At 63.5% G+C, this 18,594-nt stretch carries 16 protein-coding genes; 5 read left to right on the top strand and 11 right to left on the bottom strand.

What is annotated here, in order from left to right:
* Positions 1-370: 370 nt before the first annotated feature.
* The 4 genes from leuA (at position 371) to ACI2KK_RS12240 (ending at position 6,047) form a co-directional block, all read left to right on the top strand.
* Complete coding sequence (leuA, locus tag ACI2KK_RS12225) at positions 371-2,044, top strand: 2-isopropylmalate synthase (RefSeq protein WP_404669092.1); 1,674 nt, start codon at positions 371-373, stop codon at positions 2,042-2,044.
* 239 nt (positions 2,045-2,283) lie between these two features.
* The gene (locus ACI2KK_RS12230; protein ID WP_404669093.1) at positions 2,284-3,513 is read left to right on the top strand and encodes a DUF6384 family protein; all 1,230 of its coding nucleotides are present in this window, start codon (positions 2,284-2,286) and stop codon (positions 3,511-3,513) included.
* A 3-nt stretch (positions 3,514-3,516) separates the two neighbouring features.
* The gene (locus ACI2KK_RS12235) at positions 3,517-4,860 is read left to right on the top strand and encodes a hypothetical protein (RefSeq protein WP_404669094.1); all 1,344 of its coding nucleotides are present in this window, start codon (positions 3,517-3,519) and stop codon (positions 4,858-4,860) included.
* A gap of 44 nt (positions 4,861-4,904) precedes the next feature.
* The gene (locus ACI2KK_RS12240; RefSeq protein WP_404669095.1) at positions 4,905-6,047 is read left to right on the top strand and encodes a merozoite surface protein 3b; all 1,143 of its coding nucleotides are present in this window, start codon (positions 4,905-4,907) and stop codon (positions 6,045-6,047) included.
* An 84-nt stretch (positions 6,048-6,131) separates the two neighbouring features.
* Here the strand turns inward: ACI2KK_RS12240 and ACI2KK_RS12245 are convergent, their stop codons facing one another.
* The 5 genes from ACI2KK_RS12245 to zwf form a co-directional block, all read right to left on the bottom strand.
* Positions 6,132-6,860: a monalysin family beta-barrel pore-forming toxin gene (locus ACI2KK_RS12245; protein ID WP_404669096.1), complete on the bottom strand. Its 729-nt coding sequence runs from the start codon at positions 6,858-6,860 to the stop codon at positions 6,132-6,134.
* Positions 6,861-6,885: 25 nt separating this feature from the next.
* Entirely contained in the window at positions 6,886-7,563 is a 678-nt protein-coding gene (locus ACI2KK_RS12250) for a monalysin family beta-barrel pore-forming toxin (RefSeq protein WP_404669097.1), read from the bottom strand.
* Positions 7,564-7,702: 139 nt separating this feature from the next.
* The gene (locus tag ACI2KK_RS12255) at positions 7,703-8,377 is read right to left on the bottom strand and encodes a bifunctional 4-hydroxy-2-oxoglutarate aldolase/2-dehydro-3-deoxy-phosphogluconate aldolase (protein ID WP_404669098.1); all 675 of its coding nucleotides are present in this window, start codon (positions 8,375-8,377) and stop codon (positions 7,703-7,705) included.
* A 17-nt stretch (positions 8,378-8,394) separates the two neighbouring features.
* Positions 8,395-9,108, bottom strand: a complete 714-nt coding sequence (gene pgl / locus ACI2KK_RS12260; protein WP_404669099.1) for a 6-phosphogluconolactonase — start codon at positions 9,106-9,108, stop codon at positions 8,395-8,397.
* Positions 9,095-10,564, bottom strand: a complete 1,470-nt coding sequence (gene zwf, locus ACI2KK_RS12265) for a glucose-6-phosphate dehydrogenase (protein WP_404669100.1) — start codon at positions 10,562-10,564, stop codon at positions 9,095-9,097. Before zwf ends, pgl begins: the two co-directional genes overlap by 14 nt.
* A gap of 238 nt (positions 10,565-10,802) precedes the next feature.
* Here zwf and hexR point away from each other — a divergent pair, with 238 nt between their 5' ends.
* A complete protein-coding gene (gene hexR, locus ACI2KK_RS12270; RefSeq protein ID WP_217843642.1) occupies positions 10,803-11,666 on the top strand; it encodes a MurR/RpiR family transcriptional regulator in 864 nt (287 codons plus the stop codon).
* Here hexR and ACI2KK_RS12275 read toward each other — a convergent pair.
* From ACI2KK_RS12275 to ACI2KK_RS12300, 6 genes are all read right to left on the bottom strand, one after another.
* Positions 11,659-12,513, bottom strand: a complete 855-nt coding sequence (locus ACI2KK_RS12275; RefSeq protein WP_404669101.1) for a D-hexose-6-phosphate mutarotase — start codon at positions 12,511-12,513, stop codon at positions 11,659-11,661. The two genes, hexR and ACI2KK_RS12275, sit on opposite strands and share 8 nt — an antisense overlap.
* A gap of 118 nt (positions 12,514-12,631) precedes the next feature.
* Entirely contained in the window at positions 12,632-13,975 is a 1,344-nt protein-coding gene (locus ACI2KK_RS12280) for a carbohydrate porin (RefSeq protein WP_404669102.1), read from the bottom strand.
* 183 nt (positions 13,976-14,158) lie between these two features.
* Entirely contained in the window at positions 14,159-15,310 is a 1,152-nt protein-coding gene (locus tag ACI2KK_RS12285) for an ABC transporter ATP-binding protein (RefSeq protein ID WP_404669103.1), read from the bottom strand.
* A gap of 3 nt (positions 15,311-15,313) precedes the next feature.
* Positions 15,314-16,159, bottom strand: coding sequence for a carbohydrate ABC transporter permease (locus ACI2KK_RS12290; RefSeq protein WP_404669104.1), 846 nt, complete (start codon positions 16,157-16,159; stop codon positions 15,314-15,316).
* On the bottom strand, positions 16,152-17,060 hold the full coding sequence (locus ACI2KK_RS12295; RefSeq protein ID WP_217886300.1) for a carbohydrate ABC transporter permease: 909 nt from the start codon (positions 17,058-17,060) through the stop codon (positions 16,152-16,154). The genes ACI2KK_RS12290 and ACI2KK_RS12295 overlap by 8 nt, the downstream gene beginning before the upstream one ends.
* Positions 17,061-17,246: 186 nt before the next feature.
* Positions 17,247-18,533, bottom strand: coding sequence for an ABC transporter substrate-binding protein (locus tag ACI2KK_RS12300; RefSeq protein ID WP_404669105.1), 1,287 nt, complete (start codon positions 18,531-18,533; stop codon positions 17,247-17,249).
* Positions 18,534-18,594: the final 61 nt, after the last annotated feature.

The following is an 18,594-nucleotide window of genomic DNA, read 5'->3' on the forward strand; positions in this document are numbered from 1 at the left end:
TGTGATTTCCCTGTGGGAGCGGGCTTGCCCGCGAAGAGGCCAGCAGCGTCACCATCACTTCACCTGTGTTGCGCCATTAAAAAATACAGCGCAACAATTCAAAACCTTAAAACACATATCAGCGATAAAATCTCGCCTTTCAGCATTTTTTAAGCATTCCTCTCAATTTTTCCGCAGTGCTTGCCATCCCCCACCCCACTGGTTAGGGTTGAGCACATGAAAACCTTCAGCACCCTCATCCTGCTCCGACAACATCGCAGCCTCAACCTGGTCAGCGCCCGACTACCAGGCTGATTCGCGTCGCCTCGCCCCTTCATCTCGTTACTGCCCGGCAGGCCCGATCTCGGCCGCACACAAAAGGATTGCTTCCATGACCATGCTCAAAGACCCTTCGAAGAAATACCGCGCCTTCCCGACCATCGACCTGCCCGACCGCACCTGGCCGTCGAAGGCCATCACCGAGGCACCTATCTGGTGCAGCTCGGACCTGCGTGATGGCAACCAGTCGCTGATCGAGCCGATGGATTCGGAGAAGAAGCTGCGCTTCTGGAAGACCTTGGTGCAGGTGGGCGTGAAGGAAATCGAAGCCTCCTTCCCTTCCGCTTCGCAAACCGATTTCGACTTCGTGCGTACCCTGATCGAAGATGGCCACATCCCGGACGACACCACCATCCAGGTGCTCACCCAGGCCCGTGAAGACCTGATCGCCCGCACCTTCGAATCGCTGCGCGGCGCGAAAAAGGCCATCGTCCACCTGTACAACGCCACCTGCCCGTCGTTCCGCCGCATCGTCTTCAACCAGGACAAGCAGGGCGTGAAGGACATCGCCGTCAACGCCGCCAAGCTGTTCGTCAAGTACGCCGCCCAGCAGCCTGAAACGCAATGGACCTTCCAGTACTCGCCGGAAACCTTCAGCGCCACCGAGCTTGAGTTCGCCAAAGAGGTGTGCGACGCGGTGATCGAGGTGTGGAACCCCACCCCTGAGCACAAGATCATCCTCAACCTGCCGGCCACCGTCGAAGTTGCCACGCCGAACGTCTACGCCGACCAGATCGAATGGTTCTGCCGCAACGTCAACCGCCGTGACAGCGTGATCATCAGCCTGCACTGCCACAACGACCGCGGCACCGGCATCGCCGCCACCGAGCTGGGCCTGATGGCCGGCGCCGACCGCGCCGAAGGCTGCCTGTTCGGCAACGGCGAGCGCACCGGCAACGTCGACCTGGTCACCCTGGCATTGAACCTCTACACCCAGGGCATCGACCCGCAGTTGGACTTCTCCGACATCGACGGCGTGCGCAAGGTGGTCGAGGAGTGCAACCAGCTGCCGGTACACCCGCGCCACCCCTACGTCGGCGACCTGGTCCACACCGCATTCTCCGGCTCGCACCAGGACGCGATTCGCAAAGGCTTCACCAAGCAGCAGGAAGGCGAGCTGTGGGAAGTACCGTACCTGCCGATCGACCCGGCCGACATCGGCCGCAGCTACGAGGCGGTGATCCGCGTCAACAGCCAGTCGGGCAAGGGCGGCATCACCTACCTGCTCGAGCAGGAATACGGCATCAGCCTGCCGCGCCGCATGCAGATCGAGTTCAGCCAGGTGGTACAGGGTGAAACCGACCGCCTGGGCCTGGAAATGACTGCCCAGCAGATCTACAAGCTGCTGCAGAAGGAATACCTGCAGGCCAACGCCCCCTACACCATGGTCAGCCACCGCTTGCAGGAAGAAAACGGCAACAGCGCCGTGGAAGTGGAAGTCGCCGGTGAAGGCGAGACCAACCTGCACTGGCGCGGCAAGGGCAATGGCGCCCTGGAAGCCCTGGTCGCCGGCCTGCCGGTTGCAGTCGAGATCATGGACTACAACGAGCACGCCATCGGCGCCGGCACCAACGCCAAAGCTGCGGCCTACATCGAGCTGCGTGTGGCCGGTGGCCGCCCGGTGCACGGCGTGGGCATCGACGAGAACATCACCACCGCCAGCTTCAAGGCACTGTTCAGTGCGCTCAACCGCTCGCTGAGCCAGCAGGAAGCCAAGGCCGCCTGAAGCGCCAACAGCTAAAACAAGGGCCGCCCTGCGGCCCATCGCCGATGCGCAGGCGATGGGCTTCAGGGCGGCCCTTTTTTATGCCGGCTGCAAACCCTGGTGTCCTGTCTCGGAAATACGTTCTCTTTTGGCCGAGAGAGGACACTAGCCATCATTTCGCCCGCAACTCTGGATATACTGCCTCGCCCCTTCTTCACTCATGCAAGGACCACCATGAGCCAGCGCCCGGAACTCACCCCATGAGTGTCTCGCTCAGCGACCAGATAGGGGCCATGGCCCTCGTCGACCAGCTTCGCCACCGCGAAATGGAAATCCAGGAACACCTCGACCTGCCAAAACGCCGTGCCGACGTGGCCGAGCGCATCCGCACCTATTACCAGAACAATGGCATCCCCTTCGACGACAGCCAGATCGCCGAAGGCGTGCAGCAGTACTTCTCGCGCCGCTTGATGTTCGAAGCACCGCCCATGGGCCGCCTGCAAAACCTGCTGGCGGGCCTGATCATGGCCCGCGGCAAACTGCTGCGCTGGGTCGCCGGCGCACTGCTGCTTTATGTACTGGGCCTTGGCGCCATCGCCCTGGCAGACCGCTACCAGAACGTCACCGTCGAGCAAGCCGCCCACCGCCTGATGCTGGACAGCCGCACCCTGCAAAACGACATCACCACCCAGCGCCAGCGCCTTGGGCAGGTGCAGGCACGCCTGCAGCGCAAGCCAGAACCTGTGGTGGCGGCAATGGCGGTAAAGATCGAGCAAATGCTGCCGTCAGCCTTGCCTGCGCCCCTCGAACTGCCCGACCCGATCACCCGCGACAACCGCACCCCACTCAAGGCCCGTATCGACCAGGCCCAATTCGAGCTGGCTGCCGCGCGCACCAGCCTGAATACCGCAACCAAGCGCCTGAACAGCGTCGACCGGGTGTTCACCAGCCTCGACCGCCAGCGCGAGCTGCTCGCCCGCCTCAAGGCCATGTCGTTGTCGGCCAATGAACGCAAGCCGCTGCTGGCCTGGAGCGAGCAGGCCAGCAACGACATCGCCGCGCTGCGCCTGAAAAGCGCCAACGCCACGCTGGATGTACTGCGCGATTACCTGGACTTTGCCGCCCAGCCACTGACCATCGAGCTGGTCGACCGCCCAGGGGTCAAGTCCGGGGTCGAACGCTGCTACGAGGCGTCTGGTTGCGCCGAGAACAGCACACGCGGCAAGAGCTGGTACCTTGTGGTCGAACCGCTGGACGCCAGCGGCAACGCGGCCATGATGCCGGTGACCAGCGTCGAGGACGGCCAGACCCGCTGGGCCAATCGCTTCGGCGTGCGCGTCAGCCGTGACGAGTACCTCAAGGTGCGCCAGGACAAGCTGGACGATGGCCATATCAGCCAACGGCTGATCGGCGAAAAACCGGCCAACAGCCTGCTGACCTACTACAACCAGCGCACCAGCAGCACCCCTGACATGATCCTGGAGTGGTAACCCATGACCCCGAGCGCACTCTTTCGCGCCCTCGAAGACAACTCGCGCCAGGCCGAACAACAGCTGCGCGAGGCTGAGCAGGCGCTGTATGCCGGGTCCGACCAGCAAGCCCGGCTAGAACACCAGATCGCCTGCAAACTGGGCGAGATCGCCAGCCTGCAACTGCAGGACACCGCCGCGCTGGACCTGCAGACCCGCCAGCAGCTGGAGCAACGCGAACAGGCCCAGGCCGCCTTGCTGCAGACCCTGCAACAGGCCGAGCGGATCATCGCCAACACCCTTGGCAAGCACCATGCCGCGCGCCAGAACCTCGAGCAGCTCGATGCCCGGGCGCAGGACCTGCTTGAACAGAACCCCGCCTCGCGCCAACTGCTCGAGCAACTGGAGGCCGCTCGCCAGGCCGAGCAGCACGCCCACGCCGGTTACGAGGAAATCCGCAGCGAGTGCGACAGCAAGTTGCATGGCTATACCAGCAACCCGCTGTACACCTTCCTCAAGGCCCGCCAGTACGGTACCGAACACTATCGCCCCTACCCGCTGCAGGGCATGCTCGACAACTACCTGGCACGGCGCGTCGATTTTCACACCAACCAGGCCAACGAGCGCATCCTGCTGAGCATGCAGGCGCGCAACGAGACCGTGCGCCAAGCCCGCAGCGAGGCCCACGCGCAACTGCAAGCGCAGTATCAGCAGCAGCTGGACGAGGCCCGCCAGGCGCTGGGCATGCAGAACATGCTGGCCGAAGAGCAGGTGCTGAACACACTGCTGAAAGAGTCCAAGGCCCGCGCCAGCTCGCTGCAGGTGCAACTGAGCGAATTCTCCCAGCAACGCGACCCGCACCTGCTCGGCATTCGCCAGACCATCACCGAGCGGCTCAAGGCGCGCCCGCTGGCCGAGCTGATGCTCGCCGCCGCACAAACGCCAGACACCCGCGATGACCTGCTGGTCAGCGAGCTGCAGGTGCTGCACGCACGCCTGGAGGACGCAGGCCAGGCCCTCAAGACCCTGCAAAACCGCGCGCAGAACAGGCGCCAGCACTACGAGCGCGCCAAGGCCATCGAGCACGGCCTGCGTACCGAGCACTACCAGGACTCGCGTCACGAGTACCAGTTGCGCCACCCGATCGAGCAGATTCTGGCCGAATACATGCGCGGCGCAGCCGACCAGCAAGCGATTGAAAAGCTGCTCGATGAAGGCCGCGAATACGTTGCGCCGCGCCACCGCGGCAATGGCCGCTCGTCCAGCTCGTACAGCAGCGGCGGTTTTTCCGGCGGTTCGAGCAGCTCAGGTTTTCGTACCTCCAGCAGCTCCGGCGGTGGCGGTTTCCGTACCACCGACAGCTTCTGAACGGCCCCCACCCCATTCCAGCCCCCACTCATGCAAGGACTCCCATGAGCCAATACCTAGAACGCGCCCTCGAAGGCCTGCGCAAACTCGGCATCTCTTTCGGCAAACCGGCCCAGCCGGCGCCGGTATTGATGCTGCTGGACAAGGTCGCCCACTACGACAACCAGCGCATCACCGGCATCGCCGCTGTGCTGCAGCAGGCGACCCTGTTCAACCAGACCGTGCGTGAGCAGATCGCCGGCATGGACATCTCCGACCGCTACATGAACATCACCGACAGCTTTACCTCGATCCGCGAGGATGCTGCCGCCATGGCCACGTGGATGGACGACGGCCGCCTGGACACCCTCGAGCGCCTGAAAATGGCCTGGATGCACATGATGCGCGGCTCGATCCCCAGCCGCTTCGAAGATATCCGCAAGCACTACCTCGACGTTTGCGCCGCCGCCAGCGACCAGATCAGCCGCGAGAGCCTGATCCTGGAGTCGTACATGGACTTCCGCCTGGCGATGAAAACCGCCGAGGTGGATGCGCAGGAAGTGCTGACCCTTGCCGGCCGGGCGCTGCAGGAGCGCACCCAGGCACTGGATACGGCCAACGCCAACGTGGCAGCGGCCGAAGGCGCAGAACCTGCGCGCCGCGCGGCGCTGGAGCTTAGTCGCGATGAAGCGGTACGCGCGCTGCAGAACGAAGACAAGAGCTACCAGATCGTCAAGGATATCGCCGACGACCTTCGGGTCGGCTACAACACCGCCGAGATGGTGTTCGCCCGCATCAGCCAGGTGCACGTGGTCAAGGAGCGCCAGTACCAGCGCATGGTGTCGTTCTTCGCCACCAACGAGGTGGTGCTCACCAGCCTGGCCGTGTCGTTCACCGCCAACCAGGGCATGGCCGAGGCTACCCACACCCTCAACGCCACCACCGACGGTATCAACAAGGGCCTCGAAGCCCTGGGCGAGCTGGGCAACCAGCAGCTCGGCGCCGCCATGAAAGCCAGCTACGGCTCGACCCTGCGGGTCGAATCGGTGCGCGCCCTGGCCCAGGCCACCCTGGACTTCCAGAGCGACATGAAAGGCCTGACCGCCACCTACCGCGCCGAGTCGACCAAGGCTGCGCAGGAGATCTCCGACGCCGTCGAAGACGCCAAGCGCGCGTTCTCCGCACTGCTGAGCAAAGCTTCGCAGTAACCGGCAAGGGGCTGCGTTGCAGCCCCTGCCTTTTCATTATCAAGCAGTCACCGCAACCCTTCACAGGGTCTCGCCGGCCTGCCTTCAGTAGCGGCAACCCGGAAGGTTGTAGGCCTTCCAGTCCAGCGCCCAGCGCCCACTGTTCTTTTCAACGTCATATCCTTTCATCAAGGCTGCAACCTGTATCTCATCCCAACCCAGCGGGGCGATGGAATGCTTGGCTGCAACTGCCACTGTCGAGTCGGTGGCCACCGAAGTCAGGAAGTACAGGTCTTCCCGGCCCTTGACCTGCTTGTGCTTGGCATATTTGAAGAAGTCCGAACAGTTGCCTGCCGAGGTCACGCAATGGGCATACACGTAATGCACCTGGTAGATATTGAATACACCCGGCCCTTCCATCTCGACCTTGCGGGTATTGACCGTGGAACCATGGATTCCTTCACTGGTGCTGCTGGTCAACTTGCCACCCACCGCACTCAGTAAAAAGCCGGCACCTAAACCCACTTCCATCTCCAGCGTCGAAGTGAATGTCGAACTGTAGCCTTCCGTTACTGCCACTTCCTGTATGTGCTTGACACTGCTGGGGACGCGCACGGTATTCAGGTGGGAGAGGTATGCCATTATCGGGGTCGTGTAGGTTCCCCAATCCTGCGGCCCCAGGCGCATGTCACCGTACACGGTTTTATCGTATATCCAGCAACCCGCATTGACCGCCCCGTCACTGCCGAACAGATAGTTCTCGATTTCATAAGACCCGCGCTTGTGCGGGAAGTTACCAATGTCCTTGATCATGGACTCGTCGATAAAGCTCATCGCAACAGACTCCTGTCGGTATTTGTCATTTATATCGATTGAAGGGGATACCGGCCACAGACTGGTCAATCTCGAGTGCACCCAGCTTTCTTGCGGCAAGCACCGCCTGCCTGACCGATTGCCAGCCAGGTGCCTCAACGGCCTGACGCTCTTCCACGACGACCAGCCGATCAGTACTTAGCGACGACACCAGCAGCCACTGACCCGCCACTTCGCTGAATACGCTGCCCAACCTGGCGTTGCCTGGCTTGCCATCGACCAGGCAATGGGCATAGGCAATGTTGACCTGGTAAACCAGGTACGCCTTGCTGTCGTTCAGGTAAACATCGCGCGTCTGTTCGACCGGCATGCCCCATAAAACATCGGCAGGCAAGTCGGTCACGATGCGGGACAGTGCATTGACCCGATTGATGCCCGGGCGCACCTTGAAAGGCACCTCGAGGCCTGCCAGAAAGTCCCGGTTCAAACCGCACTGATAGTGCTGCGTGTGGACATAAGGCCCCGAGCGCTGTTGCTGAACCCGTGCGCAATACGAAAGGTAGGCATAGACCGGGCGGGTGAAACACTCAACGGCAACACCGTCGACATTGATATCACCAACGACCGTTTGCCCCGCCACCCAACTGCCCGCTTGCACGCCCTGCTCGCCGTACAAATAGCGCTCTATTTCATAAGAGCCTTTAAGTTCTTCATGGCTGCTCACTGGGCAACCTCCTTCTGACTGAGCGAGGCGCCACCTTAAAATTCGTGTGCTCGGCAGATCAGCAGGAACACTTTCTTGCAGGCAAAAAAAAGGGCGCCGACCAAGCGCCCCATAACCGTGTAGCACACAACGAAAGGGTTCAGTCCAGCAAGGCCATCGCCTCGGCGCTGCAGGCCTCGATACGCGCCCAGTCACCGTTCTTGATCCAGCTGCTGTCGAGCATCCAGGTGCCACCCACGCACATCACGTTGGGCAGGGCCATGTAGTTGCGTACATTGGCCGGGTTGACCCCGCCGGTGGGGCAGAAGCGGATGTCGCCGAACGGGCCGGCGAAGGCCTTGATCGCCGCCACGCCGCCGCTGATCTCGGCCGGGAACAGCTTGAAGCGCCGGTAACCGAGGGCGTACCCCATCATGATTTCCGACGGCGTGCTGATACCCGGCAGCAGCGGGATGTCGCTGTCGACGCCGGCTTCGAGGATGTCCTGGGTAATGCCCGGGGTCACCACGAACTGCGCACCAGCCGCCTCGACCTTGGCGAACATGCTGCGGTCGAGCACGGTGCCGGCGCCGATGCACAGTTCCGGGCGCTGCTCGCGCAGCACCTGGATGGCCTTCAGGCCGTGCTGCGAGCGCAGGGTCACTTCCAGGGTGCGGATACCGCCAGCGGCCAGGGCGTCGGCCAGGGGCAGGATGTCTTCCTCACGGGCGATGGTGATCACCGGCAGGATGCGCGCCTTTTCGCAAATGGCGTCGATCCGGGCGGCCTTTTCAGCCATCGAGAGCAAAGGCTGTGGGCGTTCGAGGGTGGTCATGACAGTGGATCCTTGGCTCATGGGCACCAGTAGATGCTCAGGGGGTCGTGAAGAAAGGCGCGAATCGGCATTTCGGTAAGGTCGTTGCCCGCCAGCGCGGCGCGCAGGGTAGCGAGTTTGCCCGCCCCTTGCACCGACAACACCGTCAGCCCGGCACTGGCCAGCAGCGCACGGGTCATCGACAGGCGCTGGCGCGGCACGCTCGGCGCCAGCAACGGCAGGCAGCGGCGCTTGCTGGACGGGTTCAGGCCTTCAAGCAAATTGGGGCTGGCCGGGAACAGCGACGCGGTATGGCCATCGTCGCCCATGCCCAGTACCAGCACGTCGATCGGCGGCAGCGCGGCGAGTGCTTCGTCGGCCTGTTCGGCGGCGATGCCCAGGCTTGCAGCGCTGTGGTACAGGCCGATGAAACGGGCCTTGGCCGCCGCACCCTTGAACAGGTGGCGAGCCAACAGGCCGGCGTTGCTGTCGGGGTGCTCCACTGGCACCCAGCGCTCGTCGGCCAGGCTTACGGTCACTTTCGACCAGTCCAGTGCCTCGCTGGCCAGCTTCTCGAGAAACGGCACCGGGCTGCGCCCGCCGGACAGCACCACGCAGGCCTGGCCGTTGCTGGCAATGGCCTGGCGCAGGCGCCCGGCCACATCGGCGGCCAATGTGGCCGCAAGGGTTGGCCCGTCAGCGAGCTGGTGTACCGTCACGCTTGCCGGCAATTGCAGTTCAGATATCGCCATACCAGGCCCTCCCGTCTCGTGTAATCAGTGCAATCGAGCTCATCGGCCCCCAGGAGCCGGCGGCATAGGGCTTGGGCGCCTCACCGCTGTTTTTCCAGCCGGCGATCAACTGGTCGCACCAGGTCCAGGCGTACTCGATCTCGTCCTTGCGCACGAACAGGTTCTGGTTGCCACGCATTACCTCGAGCAACAGGCGTTCGTAGGCGTCCGGAATCCGCGCGCTGCGCCAGGTATCGGAAAAATTCAGCTGCAACGGGCCGCTGCGCAGTTGCATGCCCTTGTCCAGGCCCTGCTCCTTGGTCATCACCCGCAGCGAGATGCCTTCGTCCGGTTGCAGGCGAATGATCAGCTTGTTGCCGATCTGCAGGCGCTGTTCCGGGGCGAAGATGTAGTGCGGCGTTTCTTTGAAGTGGATGACGATCTGCGACAGCTTTTGCGGCATGCGCTTGCCAGTGCGCAGGTAGAACGGCACCCCCGACCAGCGCCAGTTGCGAATGTCGGCGCGCAGGGCAACGAAGGTTTCGGTGTCGCTCTGGGCGTTGGCGTTGTCTTCTTCGAGGTAGCCGGGCACCGGCTTGCCGTCGCTGTAGCCGGCGATGTACTGGCCACGCACCACACGGGTGCCCAAGCCCTCGCCGGTGATCGGTGCCAGTGCCTTGAGCACCTTGACCTTCTCGTCGCGGATGCTGTCGGCGGACAGGTCGCTGGGCGGGTCCATGGCGATCAGGCACAGCAGCTGCAGCAGGTGGTTCTGGATCATGTCGCGCAGCTGGCCGGCCTTGTCGAAGTAACCCCAACGGCCCTCGATGCCGACCTTCTCGGCCACAGTGATCTCCACATGGGAGATGGAGTTCTGGTTCCACTGGGTTTCGAACAGGCTGTTGGCGAAACGCAGGGCGATCAGGTTCTGTACCGTTTCCTTACCCAGGTAATGGTCGATGCGATACACCCGGTTTTCGGGGAAGAACCGCGCCACCGCATCATTCACCCGGCGCGACGACTCCAGGTCGTGGCCGATGGGCTTTTCCAGCACCACCCGGGTGCGTGGCGCAAGGCCGGCCTTGTCGAGGTTCTCGCAGATGGCGCCGTACACCGCTGCGGCGGTGGCGAAATAGGCGATCAACGGCAGCCCGGCGGGGGCTTGCTCGGCCAGGGCCTGGTAGCCCTCGGGCTGAGCGAAGTCCAGATGCAGGTAGTCAAGGCGGGCGAAGAAGCGCCCGAGGGTGGCCGGGTCGATCTCGGCGTCCGGCACGTGGCGGCGCAGGTGCGCCTCGATATTCTGCAGATGCTCCTGGGCACTGCCAGGCTCCCGGGCCAGGGCCAGCAGGCGGGTGTCCGCGTGCAGCAAATTGGCGCGGTCAAGCTGGTAGAGCGCGGGAAACAGCTTGCGCAATGCCAGGTCGCCAAGGGCGCCAAACAGGGCAAAGGTGCAAGGTTCTACACTGATCGCAGCCATGATGTTGGTTCTTTTATTAAAGTTGGGCTAGGAATACCGGTTTCGACCCGGTTTTTCAAGGGGTAATGTAGTAAAAACAACAACATCAACCCCACCTGATACAGACAAGTGGTGTGACCCTCTCAGCGACAGTACGATAGACAACTTTGCAAAAAGCCTGCAGCCCTGCCTGCCGTCTGTCTGCCCGGGCCGGCCCTGCAAGCCGCCCCTTCAAAACAAGGACCCCACCATGGACCGCGTGCGCAACCTCCTGGAACAGATCCAGGGCCGCCTGGACGAGCTTAACAAGGCCGAGCGCAAGGTCGCCGAGGTCATCTTGCTGAACCCGCAGCAAGCCACCCGCTTCAGCATCGCCGCCCTGGCCCAGGCGGCCAAGGTCAGCGAGCCGACCGTCAACCGCTTCTGCCGCTCGTTCGGCGTCAGCGGCTACCCCGAGCTCAAGCTGCAACTGGCGCAGAGCCTGGCCAGCGGCGCCGCCTACGTAAGCCGCGCCGTGGAAGCCGATGACGACCCGGCTGCCTACACGCAAAAAATCTTCGGCAGCGCCATCGCCTCGCTGGACAGCGCCTGCCAGGCGCTGGACCCGCAGCAGGTCAGCCGCGCCGTGGACATGATGATCCAGGCCCGGCAGATCCACTTCTTCGGCCTGGGTGCCTCGGCCCCCGTGGCGCTGGATGCCCAGCACAAGTTCTTCCGCTTCAACCTGGCCGTATCGGCCCACGCCGATGTGCTCATGCAGCGCATGCTGGCCTCGGTGGCCCACACTGGCGACCTGTTCGTGATCATCTCCTACACCGGGCGCACCCGCGAACTGGTCGAGGTGGCGCGCCTGGCGCGGGAGAACGGCGCCTCGGTGCTGGGCCTGACCGCCGCCGGCTCGCCGCTGGCCCAGGCCTGCAGCCTGAGCCTGCACATTCCGCTGCCCGAAGACACCGACATCTACATGCCGATGACCTCGCGGATCATCCAGCTCACCGTGCTCGACGTGCTGGCCACCGGCATGACCCTGCGCCGCGGCTCGGACTTTCAGCCGCACCTGCGCAAGATCAAGGAAAGCCTCAACGCCAGCCGCTACCCGATCGAAGACGACGACCTCAACTGAGCCGGTGCGCCTGCAAACGCAGGTGCGCCCGCTCGCCAGGCGCCAGGCTCAGCCCGGCATCACTGCCACTGGCCGCCTCCACGCAGACGAACCCCTGGCACTCGCGCCCGGTCACGCCCATCAGCGGGCGGTTGCCGGGGTGCCAGACCACGGTGTCGTCGCTGTCGCCGGTGTCGATGCACAGCTCGCGCTGCCAGGCCGGGTCCTGCAACTGCACCTTCGGCGTACCCGGGTACACCTTCTGGCAGCCGCCACGCAGCTTCAGCGCGCCGTCTTCGCGGCACACCTGGCGGTTGAGGCGGTCGTAACCTTCGATATCCTCAAGCCCGGACAGCGCTACCTTTGACACGTCACTGATGCGCCAGTAGGCCAGCAGTGCATGGCTCAACTGGCAGGGCTCGCTGTCCTGATGCTCGGTGGACAGGCTCAGCTCCATGCTGGCGCCCAGACGGGCGTGCAGGTCGACCTGCCAGTCGCACAAATCCAGCCGCCACTTGAGCGTAACGCCCTCCTCGTCCTCAGTGCTTTGCACCAGCTTCCAGTCCAGCAGCCGCGCCCAGCCGTGGGCCGGCCACAAATCTTCGCTGGGGTGGCGGCCATACCACGGCCAGCACACCGGCACCCCGCCACGAATCGCGCCCACCTGCGGCCACTGCTCGGCGCACCACAGCCAGGGCTTTTCGCCGGCCGGCTGAAAATGCAGCAACTGCCCGCCCTGGCGGCTGAACACCGCCTGGCAGCGCGGGTGGTCGATGACCAGGACATCGCGCTGCTGGTAACGCTCCCACTCGAACGTCGGCCGTGGCCGTTGCGTGGTGAAGAAGCGATGTAGCGGATGTTCAGGCATGGTTCCAGGCTCTTTGTTGTTCGAGATAGCGCTGTCTCAGCCCCAACCCGCTAACCACTGCAGACCAGTGGTTAGCGGAAGGCCGAAAATGGATGGCGTAAATTTACAACAATTTTTCTCAGAATGACGACTGAATCTTCAAGCCTGCGACCAGCGCGTTATCCACATCGTCCACACCACCAGGGCTCTTGATGTACTGCAGGTTCGGCCGCACGGTCAGCCAGTTGGTGACGTGGAAGCCGTAGTAGAGCTCGGCGTTGTACTCGGTGCGCTGCAGCGGCACGAAGCCCGGGTTGTCGTAGTCGTTGATGCCGCTGACCACGTTGAGCTGCTCGGCGCGCTTTTTCACATCGTCGTTGACGTGAATGCGGGCGATGCCAAAGCCGATATCGTCCTTGGGCCGGGAATCGAACGCGCCTTTGTACACCATGCCCACCTGCTGGTAGTTGTCGACCACGTTGGTGGCCTTGTCGTGCATGGTGAAGTTGGCGAACAGGCTCAGGCCGCGGCTGGCATCACCACTGTGAGCGGTGACCTGCTGCTGGGCCACCACCCACCAGCCGTGCTTGCTGGAGTGCGACTTGAAGTCCGCGCCGGTCAGCCCCTGGGGGTTGCCGTTGACGTCGTCGTAGATATCGTCGGCCTTGGCGGTGCTGTAGTAGTAGCCCAGGCGGTACTCGCCCGGCAGGCCGTTGACCTGCGGCGACCAGACCATCTCCACCGGCAGGATGGCGCCCTTGGTGCCGCTGCCGCTGAGCTTGAAGCCGTTGCCGGTCTCAAGGTTGGACGGGTTCTGCTCGAAGGCGCCCACCTGCACGAAGAACTCGGGGGTGATGTTGTACTTGACCCGCAGCGCCCACTGGCTCACTGGCCAGTTGTACCAGATGCCGCCCACCCAGTTGCCCACCTGCGAGCCGCAGAACGCCAGGTTCTGGAAGTCGCAGGGGAAGCTGTTGAAGTCCTCGCCCGGGCCATAGCGGCCGACCTTCACGTCCAGCGCGCCGTCGAAGTACTTCTGCTTGACCCACATCTGCGTCAGGCGCCAGGTCTGGCCGCGGCCCCACACCTCCTGCACCGAGCTGAACTGCCCGGCGCGCGGGTCACTGATGCGGTCGTTGGACAGGTTGCGCCCGCTACGCTCGGTGATTGCCAACTTGAACTCGGCGTCATGCCAGCCAAAGATCTTTTGCAGGTCCAGGTGCGCGCCCAAGGCGAACTGGTCGCTGTAGCGGGCGGTCTTGTCGTCGTTGTAGCCACCGTGCAGGTTGCCGGCCACCTCGCCGACGTAGTCGAGGGTGAAGTCGTAGCCCTTGTCCAGCAGCTCGGTGCGGGTGCCGCCCCAGTCGCCGGTCATCCACTTGGACTCCGACGAAAAAGCCTCGGCAGCCTGTGCGCCACTGCTGCCGACGATGGCCAGCAAGGCCAGCGAGCCCAGGGCCCTGATGCGATTGCGCTGTTCCATTCCTTTGCGTCCTCTTTTCTTGTTATTTAACAGAACGATTTAACGGCGGCCGCCTGTAGGAGCGGCCTTGTGTCGCGAAAGGGCTGCGTAGCGGCCCCAAGTTCTCAGCCGCCCGAAAAATTGCCGGGGCTGCTCTGCAGCCCTTTCGCGACACAAGGCCGCTCCTACAAGGGCTGCGTTTGCTCAACGGCCTTTGAAACGGGTCACGTTGTCCTTGCTCGGTGCGTTGGCAGAAAGGTCCAGCCGCTCGCCGCTGGCGGCGTCGAACAGCAGCACCCGCGCCGGGTCGAACTGCAAATCCAGACTGTCGCCGACCCGGCACGCCACATCCGGCGCCAGGCGGCAGCAGACCTTGGTCTGGTTGAGGGTGACGAACACCAACAGGTCCGGGCCGGTGGGCTCGGTCACCTGCACCTCGGCGCGGATGCCCGGCAGGCCGTTGCCCTGGGCGCCGCCCAGGGTGATCTGCTCGGGGCGCACGCCCAGGATCAGCTCGCGGCCCTCCAGCCCCTCGCCAGCCACCCCAAGCGGCAGCTCGCAACGCGCCTGGCCGCTGTCCAGCAGCGCCAGCACGCGGCCATCCTGGCGGGCCAGGCGCACCGGGATGAAGTTCATCGGCGGCGAACCGATGAAGCTGGCGACGAACAGGTTGGCCGGGTCGTTGTAGATCTGCTGCGGGGTGCCGAACTGCTGGATGATGCCGTCCTTCATCACCGCCACCTTGTCGCCCAGGGTCATGGCCTCGATCTGGTCGTGAGTGACGTACACCGTGGTGGTTTTCAGGCGCTGGTGCATCAGCTTGATCTCGGTGCGCATCTCCACCCGCAGCTTGGCGTCGAGGTTCGACAGCGGCTCGTCGAACAGGTAGATCTTCGGCCGGCGCGCCAAGGCCCGGCCCATGGCCACCCGCTGCTGCTGGCCGCCCGACAGCTGGCCTGGCTTGCGTGCCAGCAAATGCTCGATCTGCAGCAGCTTGGCCACCCGCGCCACTTCCTCGTCGATAGCAGCCTGGGGCAACTTGCGGATCTTCAGGCCGAAGGCAATGTTGTCGCGCACGTTCATGGTCGGGTACAGCGCGTAGGACTGGAACACCATGGCGATGTCTCGGTCCTTGGGGCTCATGCCGCTGACGTCCTGCTCGTCGATCAGGATCGCCCCGCCGCTGATGTTCTCAAGCCCGGCAATGCAGTTCATCAGGGTCGACTTGCCGCAACCCGAAGGGCCGACCAGGATCAGGAACTCACCGTCCTTGATCGCCAGCTGGATATCCTTGAGCGTGTCCGGCAGCCCGGTACCGTAGGTCTTGTGCACATTACGCAGTTCGAGTGTTGCCATGACTTACCCCTTGACCGCGCCGGCCGTCAGCCCGCGCACGAAATACTTGCCCGCAATCACGTAGACCAGCAGCGTCGGCAGCCCGGCGATCATCGCCGCGGCCATGTCGACGTTGTATTCCTTGGCCCCGGTGCTGGTGTTGACCAGGTTGTTCAGGGCCACGGTGATCGGTTGCGAATCGCCGCTGGAGAACACCACCCCGAACAAAAAATCGTTCCAGATCTGGGTGAACTGCCAGATCAGGCAGACCATGATGATCGGCGTCGACATCGGCAGAATGATGCGCCCGAAGATGGTGAAGAACCCGGCGCCATCCAGGCGCGCAGCCTTGACCAGGGCATCGGGGATGCTCACGTAGTAGTTGCGGAAAAACAGCGTGGTAAAGGCCAGCCCGTACACCACATGCACCAGCACAAGGCCCGTGGTGGTGCTGGCCAGGCCCAGCTTGCCGAGGGTGAACGAGGCCGGCAGCAGCACGGTCTGGAACGGCAAAAAGCAGCCGAACAGCAGCAGCCCGAAGAACAGCTGCGAACCACGGAAGCGCCACATCGACAGCACGTAGCCGTTGAGCGCACCGATCGCCGTACTGATCAGCACCGCCGGCACGGTGATCAGCACCGAGTTGACGAAGTAGCCGCTGACCGTGGCCCAGGCCTTGCTCCAGCCGATGGCGGTGAACTCGGTGGGCCAGCTCAACAGGTTGCCGGTACCGATGTCCTCCGGGGTCTTGAAGCTGGTGAGCAGCATCACCACCAACGGCACCAGGTACAGCAGCACCGCCAGCAGCAACACCGCATGGATGGCGATGCGGCCAAGGTTCAGCGCCGGCTTGTCAGAAAGGCTAGTCATGGCGTTTGCCCCGCAGCTCGGAATACAGGTAAGGGACCAGAATCGCCAGGATTGCGCCGAGCATCAGGATCGCGCTGGCCGAGCCCATGCCCATCTGCCCGCGGCTGAAGGTGAACGAGTACATGAACATCGCTGGCAGATCCGAGGAATACCCCGGGCCGCCTGCGGTCATCGCCGCCACCAGGTCGAAGCTCTTGATGGCGATGTGCGACAGGATCATCAGCGAGCTGAAGAACACCGGGCGCAGGCTGGGCAGCACCACGGTCCAGTAGATGCGCGGAAGGCTCGCGCCATCCAGTTGCGCGGCACGGATGATCGACTGGTCGACCCCGCGCAGCCCGGCGAGGAACATCGCCATGATGAACCCCGAGGCCTGCCAAACGGCGGCGATCACCAGGCAGTAGACGACGCGGTCCGGGTCGATCAGCCAGTCCAGGCGAAAACCCTCCCAGCCCCAGTCACGCAGCAGCTTGTCCAGGCCCATGCCGGGGTTGAGCAGCCACTTCCAGGCGGTACCGGTGACGATCATCGACAGCGCCATGGGGTACAGGTAGATGGTGCGGATGAAACCTTCGCGGCGGATGCGCTGGTCCAGCAACACCGCCAGCAGCACGCCGATGGCCAGGCTGATGCCGATGAACAGGCCGCCGAACAGCAGCAGGTTCTTGCTGGCCACCCACCAGCGGTCGTTGTCGAACAGCCGCGCGTATTGCGCAAGCCCGGCCCACTTGTAGGTGGGCAGGAAGGTGGAGGTGGTGAACGAGAGTACGAAGGTCCACAGGATGTAACCGTAAAAGCCCACCAGGACGATGAACATGCTCGGCGCCAGTACCAGTTTCGGTAGCCAGCGCTGCAGCGCGTCCAGGGGGGAGGCCCGCAGGGGGGCGGTTGCTGTGATCATGATTAACCTCAAAGACACTTCACTCACCTGTAGGAGCGGCCTTGCCGGGGCGCCGTCCGGTCGCGATGGGCTGCACAGCAGCCCCAAGGGACTCAAGGTAATCACCTACCTGAAAGACCGAGTGCGCAGGTTTTGGGGCTGCTGCGCAGCCCATCGCGACGCAAGGCCGCTCCTACAGAAAGCTGTCTACTTGGCGGCGTTGATCGCTGCGGCGAGCTTCTTGGCGGCATCGGCAGGCTCTGCCTTGGGGTCGTTGATGTAGTTGGTCACCACATCGAAGAACGCCCCCTGCACCGCCAGACTGGTGGCCATGTTGTGCGCCATGCTCGGCTGCAGGCCGCCATTCTTGGCGTCAGCCAGGAAGTCCTTGGCCGCGGTCTGGGCGCAGGCGTCGAAACCGTACTTGCCCATGTCGGCAAGCATGTCGTTGCGCACCGGGATCGAGCCTTTGTTGATGCTGAACACCTTCTGGAAGTCCTCACCCAGCACCTTGCGGGCGATGTCCTGCTGGCCGGCGGCGGTACCTTTGTCTTTTTGCTTGAACACCACCAGCGAGTCGATGTTGTACAGGAAGCCCTTTTCAGTGCCCGGGAACGGCACGCACTGGTAGTCCTTGCCGGCGGTTTTCTTGGCCAGGGTCCATTCGCTCTTGGCCCAGTCGCCCATGATCTGCATGCCGGCCTTGCCGTTGATGACCTTGGCCGCCTCCAGGTTCCAGTCCTGGCCCTTGCCGTCCGGGTCCATGTAGGTGGCGACCTTCTTCAGCTCGGTCAGCGCCTTGACCATCTCGGGGCCAGTCAGGGCCTTTTCATCGAGGTCGACCAGGGCCTTCTTGTAGCCATCAACGCCCATCACCGACAGCACCACGCTTTCGAACACGGTGCTGTCCTGCCACGGCTGGCCACCGTGGGCCAGCGGGATGAAGCCTGCGGCCTTGAGCTTGTCGGCGGCGGCGTAGAATTCTTCGAGGGTGGTCGGCGCCTGGGCGATGCCGGCCTTCTTGAACACCTCGGGGTTGATCCACAGCCAGTTGATGCGGTGGATGTTCACCGGCACGGCCACGTAGTCGCCCTCGTACTTGACGGTGTCGGCGACTTTCTTGTCCAGCAGGCTGTCCCATTTTTCCTGCTTGGCCACATCCTTGAGCACGTCGGGGTCGAGCAGGCCGGTGGCCGCCCAGTCCTGGATGTCCGGCCCTTTGATCTGCGCGACCGCTGGCGGGTTGCCGGCCACTGCGCGGCTTTTCAGTACGGTCATGGCGGTGGCGCCACCACCGCCGGCCACGGCGCCGTCCTTCCAGGTGAAACCGTCTTTCTCGACCTGGGCCTTGAGCACATCCACCGCAGCCTTTTCGCCACCGGACGTCCACCAATGGACCACTTCCACGCTGCCTTTGGAATCGGCGGCATGGGCGCTGAGCGAGCACAGGGAGGCGAGGGAAATTGCAGCGGCGAGACGAAGCGTCGAATGCATGGGAGTACCTTTCTTGTTGTTATGCGTGGCAAGACTGTCGCTTGCATTGCACTGGAGTTTA

Origin of the sequence: Pseudomonas sp. NPDC089406 (genome assembly GCF_044900265.1) — a bacterium.
Taxonomy (GTDB): domain Bacteria; phylum Pseudomonadota; class Gammaproteobacteria; order Pseudomonadales; family Pseudomonadaceae; genus Aquipseudomonas; species Aquipseudomonas fakonensis.

Excerpts from the sequence above, each read along its gene's own strand:
- ACI2KK_RS12290 (WP_404669104.1), bottom strand. The coding sequence starts at position 16,159 with ATGACTAGCCTTTCTGACAAGCCGGCGCTGAACCTTGGCCGCATCGCC.
- ACI2KK_RS12255 (WP_404669098.1), bottom strand. The coding sequence starts at position 8,377 with ATGACCACCCTCGAACGCCCACAGCCTTTGCTCTCGATGGCTGAAAAG.
- ACI2KK_RS12235 (WP_404669094.1), top strand. The coding sequence starts at position 3,517 with ATGACCCCGAGCGCACTCTTTCGCGCCCTCGAAGACAACTCGCGCCAG.
- ACI2KK_RS12240 (WP_404669095.1), top strand. The coding sequence starts at position 4,905 with ATGAGCCAATACCTAGAACGCGCCCTCGAAGGCCTGCGCAAACTCGGC.
- ACI2KK_RS12300 (WP_404669105.1), bottom strand. The coding sequence starts at position 18,533 with ATGCATTCGACGCTTCGTCTCGCCGCTGCAATTTCCCTCGCCTCCCTG.
- ACI2KK_RS12280 (WP_404669102.1), bottom strand. The coding sequence starts at position 13,975 with ATGGAACAGCGCAATCGCATCAGGGCCCTGGGCTCGCTGGCCTTGCTG.
- ACI2KK_RS12245 (WP_404669096.1), bottom strand. The coding sequence starts at position 6,860 with ATGAGCTTTATCGACGAGTCCATGATCAAGGACATTGGTAACTTCCCG.
- pgl (WP_404669099.1), bottom strand. The coding sequence starts at position 9,108 with ATGGCGATATCTGAACTGCAATTGCCGGCAAGCGTGACGGTACACCAG.
- ACI2KK_RS12230 (WP_404669093.1), top strand. The coding sequence starts at position 2,284 with ATGAGTGTCTCGCTCAGCGACCAGATAGGGGCCATGGCCCTCGTCGAC.
- zwf (WP_404669100.1), bottom strand. The coding sequence starts at position 10,564 with ATGGCTGCGATCAGTGTAGAACCTTGCACCTTTGCCCTGTTTGGCGCC.
- ACI2KK_RS12275 (WP_404669101.1), bottom strand. The coding sequence starts at position 12,513 with ATGCCTGAACATCCGCTACATCGCTTCTTCACCACGCAACGGCCACGG.
- leuA (WP_404669092.1), top strand. The coding sequence starts at position 371 with ATGACCATGCTCAAAGACCCTTCGAAGAAATACCGCGCCTTCCCGACC.
- ACI2KK_RS12285 (WP_404669103.1), bottom strand. The coding sequence starts at position 15,310 with ATGGCAACACTCGAACTGCGTAATGTGCACAAGACCTACGGTACCGGG.
- ACI2KK_RS12295 (WP_217886300.1), bottom strand. The coding sequence starts at position 17,060 with ATGATCACAGCAACCGCCCCCCTGCGGGCCTCCCCCCTGGACGCGCTG.